Consider the following 17,001-nt stretch of genomic DNA (forward strand, 5'->3'; position numbering starts at 1 on the left):
CTTTGAAATTAATACTGGGGTCCCATTATTTTGTTTATTTTGGGACCCTTGGCATTTTCCTACCCTATTTTAACCTGTTCTGCCACCACCTGGGGTTCTCAGGTATGCAGATTGGCATCCTTTCCACTGTGAAAACCGCCGGAGTGGTGATTTTCCCCATTCTGTGGGCCATGGCTGCGGATAAATTAAACGCTCGGAAATCCATTCTGGTATGCTGTTCCTTTGCAAGTGCCCTGGTATGGTCTTTTTTCTTTTTTTCCCGGGGATTTCTTCCCATTCTGCTTATTCTGGCTGTCCATTCCATCTTTTTTTCTCCTATTATTGCCTTTATTGAAGCCTTTGCCATGGATATTCTGGGGGCGGAAAAGAAAAAATACGGGGCTTCCCGGGCCTGGGGGTCCATTGCCTTTATTTTAATGGCCGTGGGTCTGGGTCGACTATTATCAGAAACCGACACTGACCTTATCATTCCCCTCATTCTGGTGGGTGGTTTTTTGCAGTTTGTTCTGTCATTCGCCATGCCACCGGGCATAAGAAAGATGCGAAAGACCGTTTCCCATGGAGATTTGGGGCGGTTTTTTTCTCTGAACACCATCCTGTTTCTTGTGGCGGCATTTCTCATGCTGGTCAGTCATGGAGCCTATTATGGATTTTTTTCCATTTATCTTGAGGGCATGGGCCATGCCACCGGGTTCACCGGCCTTGCATGGGGGCTGGCGTCCCTTGCGGAAATCGGCGTCATGGCGTGCTCAGACCGGATTTTTCGGCATTTTCAAATTCGAAGCGTACTGGTGTTTTCCTTTGCCGCTGCATCCATTCGCTGGTCGTTGTTGTTTTTTGCCTCATCTGCTATGGTGATTCTATTTTCTCAATTGCTCCATGCCTTCAGTTATGGGGCATTTCATGTGGCAAGTATTCTGGCCATTGAAAGACTGTCACCCGAAGGCGGGAAAACCGTGGGGCAGGCGCTGAACAATGCTGTGACCTATGGTGCAGGCATGATGCTTGGCTTCTTTTTCAGCGGTCTTTTCTATGATGCATGGGGGGGATATTTGTTTCTGGCAAGCGCCGGTGTTGCCATGTCAGGGGGGGGAATGATGATGTATCTTTATAGGAAAAATGCTTTCAGTGAATAACCTAAAGTGGGCTTGATCACAAGATTGTCCACCCGTCACAATCGGTGGGCCAATGGGGGCAGGCTTGTGATCAAGCCTATTTTTTTAGCCACCCGGGAAGGGAACCCAGATTCTGGATTGGATTAAATTGTGATAAAACAAATGGAAATACAACAGACAAAGAAATATCTGGTTGCCGACTGGGCGACACTGCAGCGGATATTCATACGACCGGAGGATGATGCTTCCCGACAGACCTTGATCAAGTACATGGAACAGATGCTTTTCGGCCTCCATGATTTTTTAAACAACCATGTGGGGGTCACCGAGGCCATCAGTCTCAAGGATTTGACAAATCTTTACAAGGACACGGTGGTCAGCCCCCATCCCGAGAAAAAACTGGCAGATGTGATATCTGACATTATTGAAGGTATCGCCCCCCGGGCCGTTAATGTGGCCTCTCCTTATTTTGTGGGTCATATGACGGCGGCCATTCCTTTTTTCATGGTTCATTTAAAGGCCATTGTGGCGGCCCTGAACCAGAATGTGATCAAGCTTGAAACTTCAAAAGTTCTGTCTGTGCTGGAAAAACAGGTGCTGGCCAAGATCCACCGGTTGATATATAAAAACAGTGAAGGGTTCTATCAGACCCATGTTCAGAGCACGGATACCTCCCTTGGATCTTTTACCACCGGGGGAACAACGGCAAACCTTACGGCCCTGTGGGTGGCCAGAAATCTCTTGTTGAAACCCTTTGACGGATTTAAGGGGGTGGAGGCCCGGGGAATTGTGGAAGCCCTGGGGGCTTACAACATGAAGCGGGCCGTGATTCTGGCCTCCCCCCGGGGGCATTTCTCGCTGAAAAAAGCCGGGGGTATTCTTGGCATCGGACACCATAATGTCATCCCCGTTGATGTGGATGCCCGTCACCGACTGGATGCCGTAAAACTCAATCAGACCATCTGCGAGCTGAAACAAAAGGCAGATACCGGTATCGTGGCAGTGGTGGGCATTGCAGGTGCCACGGAAACAGGCATTGTAGACCCCCTGGATGCCATTGCCGATGTCTGCGGGGAGCATGGGATTCATTTCCATGTGGACGCCGCCTGGGGAGGCCCGGTGATGCTATCCGAGCGATATGCCCATAAGCTTAAGGGTATTGAACGGGGGGATTCCGTAACCATTGATGGGCACAAGCAGTTTTACATGCCCATGACCTGCGGCATGGTGTATTTTCGTGATCCCCTGGCCATGGATGCCATTGCCTACCATGCCAATTATGTTAACAGGCAGGGCAGTGTGGATCTGGGTATCAAAACCCTGGAGGGTTCCAGGGAGGCCAATTCACTGATTCTGGACAGCTCCCTTAAGATTATGGGTACAAGGGGATATGGTCTCATGGTGGACCATGGCATTGAAACGGCCAGGGAGTTCAGCCAGGCCATTGGATCACGGGTCATGTTTGAAGTGGTAACAGAACCTGAGCTCAATATTCTGACCTATAGAATTTTACCCCCATGGATACGGGAACAAATAATGTCTGGATCTGCTCAGGAGATAAAACAGCTGGAAGAGGGGGTGGATCAGCTCAATATCCGGGTGCAGCGTCAACAGCGGGAAGCCGGAAAAAGCTTTGTGTCAAGGACCCGCATTCGGCGGAGCCTCGAAGATATGAAAGGGCAGGTGGTGCTGAGAGCAGTGATTATGAATCCCATGACGGATATAAAGATCCTCAATGAGGTGCTCGACGAGCAGGAGATCATTGCAAAAGAGATCCTTGCCGATGGCTTTTTTCAGGCTTGATTGACGTTGCTTTTTTTATAACCAGCTGTCACAACGAAGATTGAAAATGGCATTATACCGCCCCCAACGGTCACCCGGACCTGGTGACCGTTGGGGGGCTCTGCTGTCGGCATTCTCATATAACCACCATGTCGGCCTGGCGACACAACGAGAATTGGGTCGTAGACGCGGAGCCAAATGGCATCATGCCGCCCCCCCGACAGGCAATGGGCCCGGCCCGGAACCGTAGGCGGCTCGATTGACCGGTTCCTATTGCCCATCGGGGGAGCTCTGCTGAGGTAAACTTGGAGGCTACCTTTTAATATAAAAAGCCATGTCCCGACGGACACTACGAATTATGAAAAAGCAGTCGCTGTTAGGATCCAGTACCTACTTATTCATATAAAGAAGCCACAGACAGAACGGGCGCCTCCCCCATTTTCCCGCTTTGCTCACAATATGCTTTATTTGTCATAATTGGCGGAGCCAACGGGGTCAGGCTATGTGGTATTAGAGCCTGAGTTTTTTTATCAGGCTCTATGATTTTGTCAAGAATCTGTGTTTAAAGGCGAATTTAAACAAAAGTACCAATAACGCAAGCCTGACCCCTCCCTGATTAAGCGTCAAGCCGGGAAAATGGGAATGCGCTCGACAGAACACGGTATATCCCGTTCCTGGGAACGGGGTTATTCATTATCAGGCTTCCAGGGGGATGATAACAATATTCACCCGTCGGTTATCCGCATCGCTGGAGGAAACGGGCTGGGATTCTCCATAGCCCATCATCTGAATTCTTGCCGGGTCCACGCCGCGCTGGATCAGGGCATCACCAACCGCCTGGGCTCTTTTTTCAGACAGCACCATGTTATATTCCGCCGAACCCTTGGTATCTGTATGGCCCTCCACACGAATACGGGTCTGGGGATACTCCCGCAGTACTCTGGCCACCCGGTCCAGTTCTGCATATGCGCCGGGTTTTAAGATGGACGAATTGGTGTCAAAAAACATGTTTGACTTAAATGTGGCCGTCAAAACGTTCTGGGACCGGGTGATGCTGGCCGATTCCGATGCCGCCACCACATTTCTCAGTTCCGCTTCCTGGCGGTCCATGTAGGCACCGATCTGGTTACCGGCAAGACCACCCAAAGCAGCCCCGATGCCAGCCCCGATCAGGGTGCCTTCCGTGTCTCCACCGATGACCTGTCCCAGAATAGCTCCCACTCCGGCCCCGATGGCCACCCCTTCCTTGGTTTTTCGTTCCTGGTTGGTTGTGCCGGCACAGGCTGCGATGAAAAAGCATACAATAATCACACAGGCAAGATGAAAATTTTTCATGTTATACTCCCGATTCTTTTAGATTTGACTTTCATTTAAAAACGAACTTGATCACAACATAGCATTGGATCATTGCGTTTTATACTCTCTTTTCTGAATTTAATCTGTGTTGCGGCTTTTATCAACAGTTAAAATAAAAATCAGGGTTTATCACACTCTTTCTCAGCCGTCACAATTGCCGGTTCAATGGGCCTGGGCTTTGCTGCTCAGGACCGAAATTGAAACACCCGGAGATGCAATGGGGATATCGCCTTTACAAAAATTGGCCTGTGACGTATATTTTGCCGGTGTGCCCGGATGTTGATTCAGTCCTGTTAACGGGTCTGAGCATAACACAGGCCACCTTGGGGAGTTGTACAGTCTGACCCCGTTGGCGCATGAAATGAAGTCCGAAGGTTGAGTAAAAATTAAGTTTAAAAACTTGGTGATGGAGCCTACCCATGACTTGTAAATTCTCATCTTTGATATTGCATGTGCCGATCAAGAGTTTCAAAAAGCACATTATGTGCTGGCAAACCGGAGAACTTATGACTGACGAGAGCGTAACACAAAACATAAAAAGGTGAACCAATGAATATCATTGTACTTGCAACAAGAAATAAAGGTAAAACCAGGGAAATCCGGGAAATATTAAAATCCTTTCCCATAGAGATCAGGAATCTGGATGATTTTGGTCCCATTCCGGAGGTGGAGGAAGACGGTGAAACCTTTGATGACAATGCCTATAAAAAGGCCGCTTTTGCCGCCAGGGTTCTGGGATATCCCGCCATGGCAGATGATTCCGGTCTTGTGGTGGAGGCCCTTGGCGGTGAACCCGGCGTAAGATCTGCACGGTATGCCGGGGAGACCGCCACCGATGCCGAAAATTGTGAAAAATTGCTGCGGGAAATGCAGGGGAAAAAGGATCGAAGGGCTGCCTTTGAATGTGTTATTTCCATTGCAATTCCAACCGGTGCGGCCCTGACCTACGAGGGCAGATGTGAAGGTGAACTCCTGGATTCACCCAGGGGAGATAACGGTTTCGGGTATGATCCTCTGTTTTTTTTCCCGGCCTTTGGGAAAAGTTTTGCCGAGGTACCCATGGCGGAAAAGAGCCGGGTGAGTCACCGGGGAAAGGCATTGCAGGAGGTGGCCCAGGAATTTGATAAAATTCTGGATTGGCTGGATATCAACATGCCACGCCTGGAAACGGTTCCCTGTAAGTCCTGATCCCATTGGTCTGCCAATGATGACAGACAGATGTTGCCACCAGGTCCCCATTAAACAACACAGGTAAAAAAATGGAAAAAAAATCAATACGTGAACTGGTCATGGGAAATCGAAGTTATCGACGCTTTGACGAATCCGTGAAAATTAAAACCGATACCCTTAAGGAACTGGTTGATCTGGCAAGAAATGTGGCCTCGGCGGGTAATCTTCAGCCATTGAAATATATTGTGTCCACGGACGAAGAAAAAAACCGGGAGATTTTTTCTTGTCTGGCCTGGGCAGCCTACCTGCCCAAATGGAAAGGCCCGGAGCCCGGACAAAGACCCACAGGTTATGTGGTGATCATGGGAGATACGACCATCACGGACAATTTCCGGTGTGACCATGGCATTGCGGCACAGACCCTTCTTCTGGGTGCAAGGGAGCAGGGGCTTGGGGGATGCATTTTTGCCGCCATCAATCATAAAAAACTGCGATCTTATCTTTGCCTTCCTTCCCACCAGGAGGTGCTTCTGGTGATTGCCCTTGGAAAACCCCTGGAGCAGGTGACACTGGAGCCGGTGGGAGAAGACGGCAGCATTCGTTACTGGCGGGATGAAGACGGCGTGCATCATGTGCCCAAACGATCCCTTGAAGAGGTTCTGATCGCCGCCCATTGATCTTCCTGATGGTTTAATCCCATCAAGGAGCTTGATCACAGGCCTGAACCCGTCGCCCCACCAACGATGACGAGTGGCCTAAACTATGGCCAAGTCCAATGTTAAGGCTGGCAGATCTTGTGATCAAGCCCTCCATTGCGCTGGACACCTGCGGGGATGAAGACCTGACTTCATCTTTCCGGACAGGGGATAAACCTCAATATTCGTGTGAAAAGGATTTAAGTCTTGCATATCTATTTGATCAATCCCGCCTGCCTGGACCCTCGCATCACCGATGACGATGCCCGGGTTGTCCCCATGGGCCTCTATTACCTGGGAGCTCTTTTGAAACATAAAGGTGTTGAGGTCACCATGGTAAACCTTGCTGCGGTACCAGATCCGTTAAATCACCTGGAAACCCTTTTAAAACAGCATCTGCCCGATATTATGGGCTTTTCTGTGTTCAATGCCGGCAGACATTGTGCCATGGATGCAGCTGTCCTTGCAAAGAAGATCAATCCGGATGTAACTGTGGTGTTCGGGGGACCTGCTGCCACCTTTCTTGATGATCATCTGTTTTCTGTGTGTCCGGCCCTGGATTACGTTGTAAAGGGGGAGGGGGAAAGCAGTTTCTGTCAGCTGGTGGATCATATCGCCTCCAGGACCTCAAGTCCTCCGGAGCACATCAAAGGACTTGTGTTCCGCCATGGGAATACCTTTGTGAACACCGGCGACCCCGTGCTTGTGGCGGATCTGGATTGCCTTGTGCATCCGGCCCTTTATTATGACCACCAGCACATAAGCCTTTCCCGGGGGTGTCCGGGACGGTGTCGGTTCTGCGGTTCCCCGGATTTCTGGGGCAGATCCCGGGTGCGCTTTCATTCCGCCACCTGGTTTGTGGAAGAAATGGCCCTGCTCATCCAGCGGGGCATCACGCATTTTTTTGTGTCCGACGATACCTTCACCATGGACAAGACTCGGGTCCTTGACGTTTGCCGACAGATCCGTGAGCGTAACCTTGTCTGCACCTGGGTGGCCATTTCCAGGGTGGATTTCATTGATGAGGAAATTTTGTTTCACATGCGTCGGGCAGGGTGTATTCAGATAAGCTTCGGGGTGGAGAGCGGATCTGAAACAATCCGAAAAACCCTTGGGAAACCCTTTAAAACAAAGCGTATTGTAAAGGCTTTTGAAATGACCCGGGCCTTTGGCATGATGCCCCGGGCTTATATCATATACGGTTCCCCCGGAGAGACCCCGGAAACCATTAACGAAACCATTGATCTCATTGAGCAGATAAAACCCCTGAGCCTGGTGTCTTACATGCTGGTGATTTTTCCCGGTACCGGACTGTACAATGATCTTTTATCCCAGGGCCAGTTGTCTTCGGATGTGTGGAGGGAAAAAATTGAGGATATTCCCTGGTTCCAGCTGGACCCGAACCTGAATCTGGAGCAGGTTGGTAAGTTCGGTGAAAAAATTCGCAACACCTTTTTTTCCCGGGTGCAGCAGTATGCCCTTAATATTGAGCTTGTGGATAACCGGGAACTTTATCCCTTTCATGCTGATTTCCTGTCCCGGCTGGCCATGACCTTCAGCCATGGGGATTACAGTCGGCATCCCCGGGTGAAAAATTCTTTGAAAACAGCGGCGATTCTTTATGATCGGGCACTGGCCTATGCACCGGATGCCAGGGCGTACCTGGGGTTGGGCATGCTCCATCAAACCCTGCGACATTTTGATAAAGCCGTGGCACTGATGGAAACGGCCTTGATGCATTTCGGGGAAAATAAAGACCTTAACATCTGCATGGCCGTCAGCCTCATGAACCTTGGACGTTTCAGGAATGCCATGCCCTTTCTTGAAAAATTTCAAGATCATGGTGATATAAAACCCTATCTGGATGCCTGCAGACGTAAAGGAGCTTGATAAAAACATGACAGCAGATGATCATCACACCTCTGATAGATCCATGATACGGCAGATGCTCAGCAGAAAAATGGGGGTGGCCCTGATCATGGGATTTTCCTGTGGGGTTCCCCTGCTTTTAACCATCTCCGTACTCCAGGCCTGGATGAAAAAAGCCGGGGTTGATTTAACGGTTATCGGTGTTTTTTCCCTGGTGGGGCTTCCCTATACCTTGAAATTTATTTGGGCGCCCCTGTTTGATCGGTTTACCCTGCCGTTCCTTGGCAGGCGAAAGGGATGGCTTTTGGTGGCCCAGATGGCTCTTATTTTGTCCATTGCCCTTCTGGGCTGCATGAATCCTGCCAGATCACCCTGGATGGTGGCTTTTGCCGCATTCCTGGTTACCTTCTGCAGCGCCTCCCAGGATATTGTGGTGGATGCCTACCGCCGGGAGGACTTAACCGATGAAGAATTGGGCCTGGGATCTTCCCTGTATATCTACGGATATCGGGCCGGCATGCTGCTGGCTTCCGGAGGGGGGCTTATTCTTGCGGATCACATCTCTTTTTTATTTGTTTATCTGATCATGGCCGCCTCCTTGATTCCCGGCCTCGTGGCCACGGTGATGACACCGGAACCGGAAAAAGCCCCGGGGCAGCCCGTCACCCTTGCCCAAGCCGTGTTTCAACCCCTGCAGGAATATTTTTCCCGGAAGGGAGCCCTTTTAATTCTTTTGTTTATCATGCTCTATAAGATCGGGGACACCATGGCCTCTGCCATGACCACCCCTTTTTATCTGGACCTGGGGTTTACTATGACCGAGGTGGGGGCTGTGGTGAAGCTTTTTGGTTTCTGGGCCACCCTGGCCGGTACCTTTACCGGAGGGATATTGATGTTGAAACTTGGAATTAACAGAAGTCTCTGGATTTTCGGGGGACTCCAGGCCCTTTCCACTGCCGGGTTTGCCTGGCTTGCCTTGGTGGGACACAGCATAGGTCTTTTGTCCGGGGTTATTGCCTTTGAAAATTTGTCTTCGGGCATGGGCACCGCTGCTTACGTGGCATTTATGGCGGCCTTGACGGACAAACGGTTCACCGCCACCCAGTATGCACTTCTTTCAAGCCTCATGGGAATACCAAGGGTTCTGGCCGCGGCCCCCACGGGTTTTTTTGCTAAACATCTTGGATGGGAGGCTTTTTTTATTGCCTGCACTCTGGCAGCTTTACCCGGAATGGTCCTGCTGGTGAAATGTGCCCCCTGGAATGAGACAGACCATTGACACCCGTACCAACTGTCCTATCTTTATGACTTCATTGACAATTGTTTGTAAGTATTCGGTCAGCACCCCATCTACACTTGTTTTGGCTTGCTCACATGGCATTCGCATGCGACGCACCCCTAACAGGCAAATATGGTTCAGTGTGCAAACATTTACACGATTAACCCCAATATTTACAATTCGAGCGGGATCACAATATGGGCCACCCGTCTCATTTGGCGGGCCAATTGGATCAGGCTTGTGACCAAGCCCGAAATTTAAAGCCGTACATGCAGTTTGAAAAATGAGAATTTACGACCTAAGTTGTGATTCATAAATAATATCCCGGGAAAAAAACGATGCAGAACATGGACTATCAGGTGGCTAATGCCATCAGAAAAGAGAAGGCTCTTTCAGGAAAACGATCACAAATCCTTGCCCGGGAGCCGGAACAGGCCCTTGAGGCCATCCTGGGGGCTGACCAGCCCGCCACGCTTATCCAATCCTTTCCGGATCAGGATCTCTACTATCTGATGCACCACATCGGTTCCGATGATTTTTCCCCCGTGCTTGCCCTGGCATCTTCTCGCCAGTGGGAATATTTTCTGGACATGGATGTCTGGCAGGGGGATCGCATGGATCTTCCCCGGATGACCGAGACCCTGGAATTGCTTTTCAAGGCAGATCCCCAGCGCCTTCTTCGATGGATAATAATGGAAAAACCCGATTTGCTGGAATATTATTTTTTTAAAAGCATGGATATCCGCATCCTGGAGCATGACCAGGACCCATCGGAGTTTGGAGATGACTTTACCACGCTGGATCATCAATTTTACTTCAGATTTCCTGAAGTAACCGAGCGGGTAAAGGAGGTGGTTACGGGCATGGCTCTTTTGACCATGGGGGATGAAGACGAAGCCGATCCCGCAGGTGAGCTGGAAAAGAACCGGGAACAGGCTGAAACCCTCATCACCGGGATGCTCAATTCCCTGGCAGAAATGGATCTTTCCGTATGTCAGGCAGTGCTGCTGGAAAGTGCCGCCGTCATACCCGCAGAGGTGGAGGAAGAGCAGTATCGTCTCAGAAATGTCCGCTTGGCGGAAAAGGGATTTTTGCCCCATTATGAAGCTGCCGGTGTGTACCAACCCATGGCCCGTGAGGATCTTTCCCCCCGGGGGACGTCCTGGCTTAAATTGCCCCGTCTGGGAACTGATCTGCCTGTAGCCCCGGGTTTTGCAGAAACCCTTATGCCCCATGACAGTCTGTTTGCAAAGGGTCTTCAGGGTGTGCAGGAAGAAAACATCCTGATGAATCTTCAGGCTGAATTTGCCGCCCTGGTGAACCAGCTTATTGCCGCTGATAAGGTGCGCATCCGTTCACGGCAAGACATGGACAAAATGGTTGGAAAAACCTGTGATTATCTTTCCGTGGGCCTTGAAGTTATCCACGGGCAATCTGAAGAATGCCTGCCACACCACGCATCGGCCATTATAACAGGCTATTGTCTCGGGGATATTTTCCGGGTGGGTGCCGGTGCCGGTGTGCATCTTAAAACAGCTGCCGAAAAATGGTATGAAGACAGCTGGTTGGCTTCCCGGGGGCTTGCTTTAACTTTTCTCGGGGAAAACTGGCTGGGGGTTGTGGGAGGACTTCTTCTGCCCCGTCCCCTGTATTTTGATAACTATGTTTCAGGCGTACTGTACCGGCCGTTTGCCACTTCCCATGACCTGGTAAAAATTACACGGGAGATTGCCCGTATCCAGGCCGTGGACACTCTGTTGCAGGACATGGATCCTGAATTATCTCTGGAAATTTCATCCATAGTTACCTGGAAATCTGTTCTGCTGACCCTTTGGGCCCGGGCATGCATGGATATGGATTGTGTTTTGGATATGATACCCCATTCCCGGTTTCGGGCTTTTTTTGCAGCACTTTTTGGCACATCCGGAGAAGAAAAGGGGCGTATTTCAGAGGATACCAGAATCAATTTCATCCAGTGGCTGGAGCAGGCCGCTGGAAATAAGGAAATGTGCAGTATCATTTCCGATGTGGTGACGGCACTGTTTGATGAGCTTGAAGAAGAGTTTGGTACAGTCCATGAATCAGATATTGAGCCAGCATTGATGACCACCCATTTTCTGCTATCCTGAGGATATGCATCTTTGAATAACTGGGTGGGGGACCAATGCCCATAAACCAGGCGTTCCCCCGGTCTGATCACACTTTACCCCATTGGTCCTTCAGCTGTGCCGGGGGGCATATGTTATGATAACTCTCTGAAAAATTAAAGGGTGAATTCCATGTTGCATGCCACACCCATGCAGACTGTTTTTCCCCCCTTGTCCTTGATGATCCGACGGCAATGATCGACGATTTTGTCCATTTCCGCATCGGTTCTTTCCTGGTTGATGTGAAATAAGCCAAGTGTTTTTACGCGGGCCTTAAGGGCAAGATTCACCACATCTGTGTAGGCAGAATGCCCCCATCCGGTCTTGCCTGGATATTCCCCAGGGGTGAATTCCGCGTCGTGGAAGACAAGGTCTGCATCCTGGCAGAAGTTTTCATAGACGTTTTGGCCCTGTCCGCCGGGATGGATATGGCCAAGTTCGTTGTCTGTGAGAAATACAAAGGATTTTCCATTTTCGGTGAATTTGTATCCCAGCCCGCCACCTGGATGGTTCAGGGCAATGGTGGAGATTTTTAAAGATCCTATGGAAAACTGGTTGGTCATATTATTTCTGTACTGTATGGTGGCCTCAAGATCCTTCATGGTGATTGGAAAAAATGGGGGGTGGACCAGACGTTTAAAAATCTCTTCAACGGTGGTATCAGCAAATAGACTGTTTTGAACCACCAGAGTGACATCCGGATTCTGCAGCGGTTTGAAAAAGGCAAAGCCAGAAATATGATCCCAGTGGGCATGGGTGATAAGAAGATAAAATTTTTGCTGACCGCTGGAGAACAGGTCAATACCCAATTTTCGTATACCGGTTCCCGCATCAATTATGACGTTTTCTCCGGATTTGGCAATTACCTGTATGCAGGTGGTTTCGCCTCCGAATTTGCTGTATTCACTGCCGGCAACGGCGATGGATCCTCTGGATCCCCAGCATTTAATCTTCATGGGTTTTTCCTATTCAAAAATTGACGTCGCACCCTAATATCTGGCTACCACATCATAGTTTTATAGTCCATAAAAAAATGAATCAACCATATGTTGACATTCGCCTTTTCTTGGCTTAGGACATTACTATCTGGAGCGAAAAAAATAAACGAAAAAAATGTAAAAAAAGGGGGAATTCACTTATGGCGCAGTTGATTTCAGACCGAAGAGACATTGATTTTGTACTCCACGAACAGCTGGGGCTGGTTGAAGACAAACTGTTTGCTGAATTTAATAAAAAGACCGTGGATCTCATTGTATCCGAGGCAAGAAATCTTGCGGTGAAAGAAATTCTACCCACACAAAAGCCCGGAGACGAAGAGGGATGTGTGCTGGAAAACGGAAAAGTCACTGTCCCGGAATGCTTTCAGCGTGCCTGGAAGCTTTATTGCGAGGGTGAGTGGCTTGCCATGTGTGATGATCCCGATGTGGGGGGGCAGGGCATGCCAAAGCTTGCGGGGATTGCCGCCAATGAATATCTGGTGGGTGCCAACCCTTCCTTCATGCTTTACAGTGGTATGACCCATGGGGCAGCCAAGCTTGTGGAGGAGTTCGGCACCGAAGAACAGAAGGCCCTTTACATGGAAAAGATGTTTTCCGGACAGTGGGGCGGCACCATGCTGCTCACCGAGCCCGAAGCCGGTTCCGATGTGGGCGCCCTGAACTCCACTGCCACCCTTAATGACGATGGTACCTACAGCATTAAGGGAACCAAAATATTTATCTCCGCAGGGGAGCATAATCTGGTGGATAACATCATCCATCCGGTGCTGGCCCGCATTGAGGGGGCTCCCGAAGGTACCAAGGGGATTTCGCTTTTTCTGGTACCTAAATATTTCGTCAATGCCGATGGCAGTCTTGGAGATTTTAATAATATCGTTTGCACCGGCATAGAAGAAAAAATGGGCATCCACGGCAATGCCACCTGCACCCTTACCATGGGAGAAAAGGGAGAATGCATTGGTACCCTTCTGGGTGAGATCAACAAGGGTATGCCGGAAATGTTCCGTATGATGAATGAAGCCCGGGCCTTTGTGGGTCTGCAGGCTTTTGGTGTGGCCACGGCATCCTATATGTATGCCCTGGATTATGCCCGCACCCGGATTCAGGGAAGAAACATGGTTTCCGGCCGGGAACCCGGGGCAAAGAGTGTGCCCATCATCCAGCATCCCGACGTGAGACGACAATTGTTGAACATGAAGGCCCTGGTGGATGGCATGAGAAGCCTTTTGTACCTTAATGCCAAATGCGCTGATCTTAAAGCCACGGCCACTTCGGACGAAGACCGGGAAAAATACAGCGATCTTATTGAGGTGCTTACCCCCATTGTCAAGGGATATGTCACAGACAAGGCCCTTGAAGTATGCAGCCACGGGGTTCAGGTGTATGGGGGCTATGGATACATCAAGGAATTTCCCGTTGAACAGCTTATGCGTGATTCCAGGATTTTCATGATCTATGAGGGGACCAACGGTATCCAGGCCATGGATCTTCTGGGCAGGAAGCTGTCCATGAAAAAGGGAAAATCCTTTGGCTATTTTGTTGACATGATGGCACAGACAGTGGCTGAAGCCAAAAGCATTGAAGGGGTTGAAACCCTTGCGCTGAAAGTGGAATCCGCCATGGAAACATTTAAAGCCACTGCCGAAATCATCGGAAAACGCGCCCGGTCCAGTGAAGCCCTGAATGCCTATGCCTTTGCCCATCCTTTCCTGGAGGCCACCGGAGATCTCACCATGGCGTGGATGCTTTTATGGCGGGCGTCCGTGGCAGCTCCCCGCCTGGCCAAAAAAGCAGGTGGTCTGGATGCCGAGACCATCGCCGCCAAGGCTGAGAAGAATAAAGATGTTGCCTATTATGCCGGACAGATCAAGACGGCTGCTTTTTTTATTAATACCCTGCTGCCCTCGGCCCTTGCAAAAATGAATGCCATTGTGGAAGGCGAAACTGCGGTGGAGGATATGCCTGAAGCCTCCTTTGGCTCCAGATAATCTGCATTGTTTTTTAATTAAATTATATCCGCCGACCATTTCCATACCGGGAATGGTCGGTTTTTTTTAATTGAATGCGCTGGACAAAGGGTCACAAAAATTGTAGGTATGTCTATGAACAACCAAAGGCAACGGATTCCAGATGGGATAATATTGGATTAATTTTATTGACATAATGAGGTGCTGCATGAAAATTACGGATTCAAAAGTGGTAAAGTCCGGAGAAAAGGCCTTTTTAAATGCTGTCAAGGACCATCTTGACTGGAATGCCATTCGGGACGTGGTGACGAGAAAGATGAAGCAGTGTGCCATTGAGTCAAGAGGCGGTGAACTGGTTTTACATGAGAACAAAGTCGCTTTCAGAATGGATCTCTATTGTGCTATGGACGTGAGTATTACCTTTGATCGTAATGGGACTCTTGTTTCCGATGAAGTGGCTCTGCCAAACGTTAGCATGGACAATCGTTCGTCAGTTGATTCGGAAAGAGAGAAACATGCGGTTTCCCCTGCTACCTCGGAGGTTCAAAAGAGAAAAAAGAAGGCGCAGGATTCTGATCGTCGCGCCCCTGTTCTTGAGAAGAGTTCTGAATCCAATGATGACGACGCAGGTGTGCTGGAACTCAACGACCTTTTGCATGAGCATAAACCTGAGGAAAAGACGTCCATTTCATCTCGCAAAGAAGATTTGACACCCTCCTCTGATGAGGATGATGATGTGGATCTGGAGACCTTGTTTTTTAAAGATAAGTCAGATGACGACGAGTTTGACTCTATGGCCGATGAGGGTAGTGCCTTTTGGGAAGATAAAAAGTAATCGCTTAGCCATTTTTTTTCTGCTAAATATGGTGTGGATAAAAAAAGGAGAATTTTCTTATGGCGGACGCACCTGATGGGGCATTTGCCGGGATTGATACGGTCGAGCTCATGGAAATCATGGACAGAGACATATCGCTTATCCATGACTGTTTTGCTGATTTTATTGAAGCATGGCCGGACTTTTTTAAAGCGATTGTCTCTGCGGCAGATGCTGATGATGCCATGGCGCTTTGCTATGCAGCTCACAGCTTTAAGGGCAGTCTGCAATATTTGGCGGCAGTCCGTGCACTTGATATTGTGTCGCGGCTGGAGTCCTCTGGTAGATCTGGCGATTTGTCCACAGTCCCATCGGATCTTGAATCCCTTGAAGCAGAATGTCGGGCTTTGGAAGACTATATGGCCTCCCAGCTGTTGACTTAAACACACCCTTTATTTCTTTATAAATAAACGTGCTGAATGGCTACTGAGATTGTATGACTCCACAGCCCATATACTATATATAAGGCTTTTTTTAAGGCCTTTTTTCCATTATACGTGTTTTGATGAATGGCGCTGTATTTATTTGGATTTTTATGGTTGACCATATAAAAGGTAAAAGTTTCAACGCCTTTTGCGGCGTGAATGAGTTGTAAATTATGACAAAAAATTGTGTGCGTGCATTGGGTCTGTCAAGCGGCGGGCTTGACAGTATCCTTGCGGCCCTGGTTTTGAGAAATCAGGGGATAGATGTAACCTGGATAACTTTTAAAACCCCTTTTTTCTCCCCAGATGCAGCCCTTCTGGCAGCCGAACAAAACCATATTCCCATCCGTGTGGAAGACATTACAGACATTTACATGGAAATGTTGAAAAATCCGCCGGCAGGTTATGGCAAGAACATGAATCCCTGTATGGATTGTCATGCACTGATGTTTGCCCAGGCGGGTGGTATCATGGAACGGGAAGGGTTTGATTTTCTGTTCAGCGGTGAGGTAGCAGGACAGCGTCCCATGTCCCAGACCAAAAATTCCATGAATTATGTGGCAAAAAATTCCGGGTTTAAGGGGCATATCCTGCGACCTTTAAGTGCCCGACTTTTTTCTGAAACCCCCATGGAGCAGCAGGGCCTGGTGGACCGGGAAAAACTGCTGGATATATCCGGACGCTCCAGGAAGGTGCAGATTGCCCTGGCAAAGGAGATGGGGGTAACCCAATATCCTGCACCGGCCGGGGGATGTCTGCTCACGGACAAGGGATTTTCCCAGAGACTCCGGGATCTTTTGTATGTGCAGAAAACCTATGACACCCGGGAACTTTATATGCTCAGCCATGGTCGTCATATCCGCCTTGCCCCGGACACCCGCATTGTGGTGGGCCGGACCAAGGCCGAAAATCAGGCACTTTTTGATCTTTACAGTCCCCGGAAAGACATCCGGTTACGCCATGCCGTTTTGCCAGGCCCCCTTGTGATCATGCCCGGCGGAGGCAGGGAAGATATGGTACGTCTGGCCGCCTCCATCTGCGCCGGCTATACCAAAGCAGATCCTGATAAACCCACCCAGGTAATGGCCCGGTTTCCCCAAAAAAAAGAGATCCTCACCGTGCCGGTAATGAAAACAGCGGCATTGAAGGATCTCATTTCCTATCTTTAGGACCGCCGTTCCTGAGCAAGGTCATTATCAAGTCCCATTTTGTGAATATTAGGGTTGGTTCTGTAAATGTTTGGCCAGTGCCCCATATTCGCTTAGTTGGGACTGCGTAGCATCCTATTGCTATGTGAGCAGGCCCAAATGAGTGAAGATGGGGT

The 17,001-nt window shown here is 49.5% G+C and carries 13 protein-coding genes; 11 read left to right on the forward strand and 2 right to left on the reverse strand.

What is annotated here, in order from left to right; translation table 11 throughout:
- Positions 1-1,136 (forward strand): MFS transporter (locus ACYQ2M_RS18250; RefSeq protein WP_459917812.1); only part of this gene is annotated, 1,136 nt, incomplete at its 5' end.
- A gap of 141 nt (positions 1,137-1,277) precedes the next feature.
- A complete protein-coding gene (locus ACYQ2M_RS18255; RefSeq protein WP_459917813.1) occupies positions 1,278-2,918 on the forward strand; it encodes a pyridoxal-dependent decarboxylase in 1,641 nt (546 codons plus the stop codon).
- A 675-nt stretch (positions 2,919-3,593) separates the two neighbouring features.
- On the opposite strand, the gene ACYQ2M_RS18260 is transcribed toward ACYQ2M_RS18255, so the two are convergent.
- Complete coding sequence (locus ACYQ2M_RS18260; protein ID WP_459917814.1) at positions 3,594-4,232, reverse strand: YiaD family glycine zipper/OmpA-like lipoprotein; 639 nt, start codon at positions 4,230-4,232, stop codon at positions 3,594-3,596.
- Positions 4,233-4,802: 570 nt separating this feature from the next.
- On the opposite strand from ACYQ2M_RS18260, the gene ACYQ2M_RS18265 reads away from it, so the two are divergent.
- The 5 genes from ACYQ2M_RS18265 to ACYQ2M_RS18285 all read left to right on the forward strand — a co-directional run bounded on the left by ACYQ2M_RS18265 (position 4,803) and on the right by ACYQ2M_RS18285 (position 11,395).
- Complete coding sequence (locus tag ACYQ2M_RS18265; protein ID WP_459917815.1) at positions 4,803-5,441, forward strand: XTP/dITP diphosphatase; 639 nt, start codon at positions 4,803-4,805, stop codon at positions 5,439-5,441.
- Positions 5,442-5,512: 71 nt separating this feature from the next.
- Positions 5,513-6,100, forward strand: a complete 588-nt coding sequence (locus ACYQ2M_RS18270) for a nitroreductase family protein (protein WP_459917816.1) — start codon at positions 5,513-5,515, stop codon at positions 6,098-6,100.
- Positions 6,101-6,325: 225 nt separating this feature from the next.
- Positions 6,326-8,008, forward strand: coding sequence for a radical SAM protein (locus tag ACYQ2M_RS18275; RefSeq protein ID WP_459917817.1), 1,683 nt, complete (start codon positions 6,326-6,328; stop codon positions 8,006-8,008).
- A 7-nt stretch (positions 8,009-8,015) separates the two neighbouring features.
- Positions 8,016-9,266, forward strand: coding sequence for an AmpG family muropeptide MFS transporter (locus ACYQ2M_RS18280; RefSeq protein ID WP_459917818.1), 1,251 nt, complete (start codon positions 8,016-8,018; stop codon positions 9,264-9,266).
- A 338-nt stretch (positions 9,267-9,604) separates the two neighbouring features.
- Positions 9,605-11,395: a DUF6178 family protein gene (locus ACYQ2M_RS18285; protein WP_459917819.1), complete on the forward strand. Its 1,791-nt coding sequence runs from the start codon at positions 9,605-9,607 to the stop codon at positions 11,393-11,395.
- A 134-nt stretch (positions 11,396-11,529) separates the two neighbouring features.
- Here ACYQ2M_RS18285 and ACYQ2M_RS18290 read toward each other — a convergent pair whose 3' ends face one another.
- Positions 11,530-12,369, reverse strand: coding sequence for an MBL fold metallo-hydrolase (locus tag ACYQ2M_RS18290; protein ID WP_459917820.1), 840 nt, complete (start codon positions 12,367-12,369; stop codon positions 11,530-11,532).
- Positions 12,370-12,551: 182 nt separating this feature from the next.
- Here ACYQ2M_RS18290 and ACYQ2M_RS18295 point away from each other — a divergent pair, with 182 nt between their 5' ends.
- The 4 genes from ACYQ2M_RS18295 (at position 12,552) to ACYQ2M_RS18310 (ending at position 16,846) form a co-directional block, all read left to right on the forward strand.
- Positions 12,552-14,399: an acyl-CoA dehydrogenase gene (locus ACYQ2M_RS18295; protein WP_459917821.1), complete on the forward strand. Its 1,848-nt coding sequence runs from the start codon at positions 12,552-12,554 to the stop codon at positions 14,397-14,399.
- Between the two features lie 187 nt (positions 14,400-14,586).
- Entirely contained in the window at positions 14,587-15,213 is a 627-nt protein-coding gene (locus ACYQ2M_RS18300; RefSeq protein WP_459917822.1) for a hypothetical protein, read from the forward strand.
- A gap of 59 nt (positions 15,214-15,272) precedes the next feature.
- The gene (locus ACYQ2M_RS18305) at positions 15,273-15,635 is read left to right on the forward strand and encodes an Hpt domain-containing protein (protein ID WP_459917823.1); all 363 of its coding nucleotides are present in this window, start codon (positions 15,273-15,275) and stop codon (positions 15,633-15,635) included.
- 215 nt (positions 15,636-15,850) lie between these two features.
- The gene (locus ACYQ2M_RS18310) at positions 15,851-16,846 is read left to right on the forward strand and encodes a tRNA 4-thiouridine(8) synthase ThiI (protein ID WP_459917824.1); all 996 of its coding nucleotides are present in this window, start codon (positions 15,851-15,853) and stop codon (positions 16,844-16,846) included.
- Positions 16,847-17,001: the final 155 nt, after the last annotated feature.

This window comes from Desulfocicer niacini, from assembly GCF_054657595.1.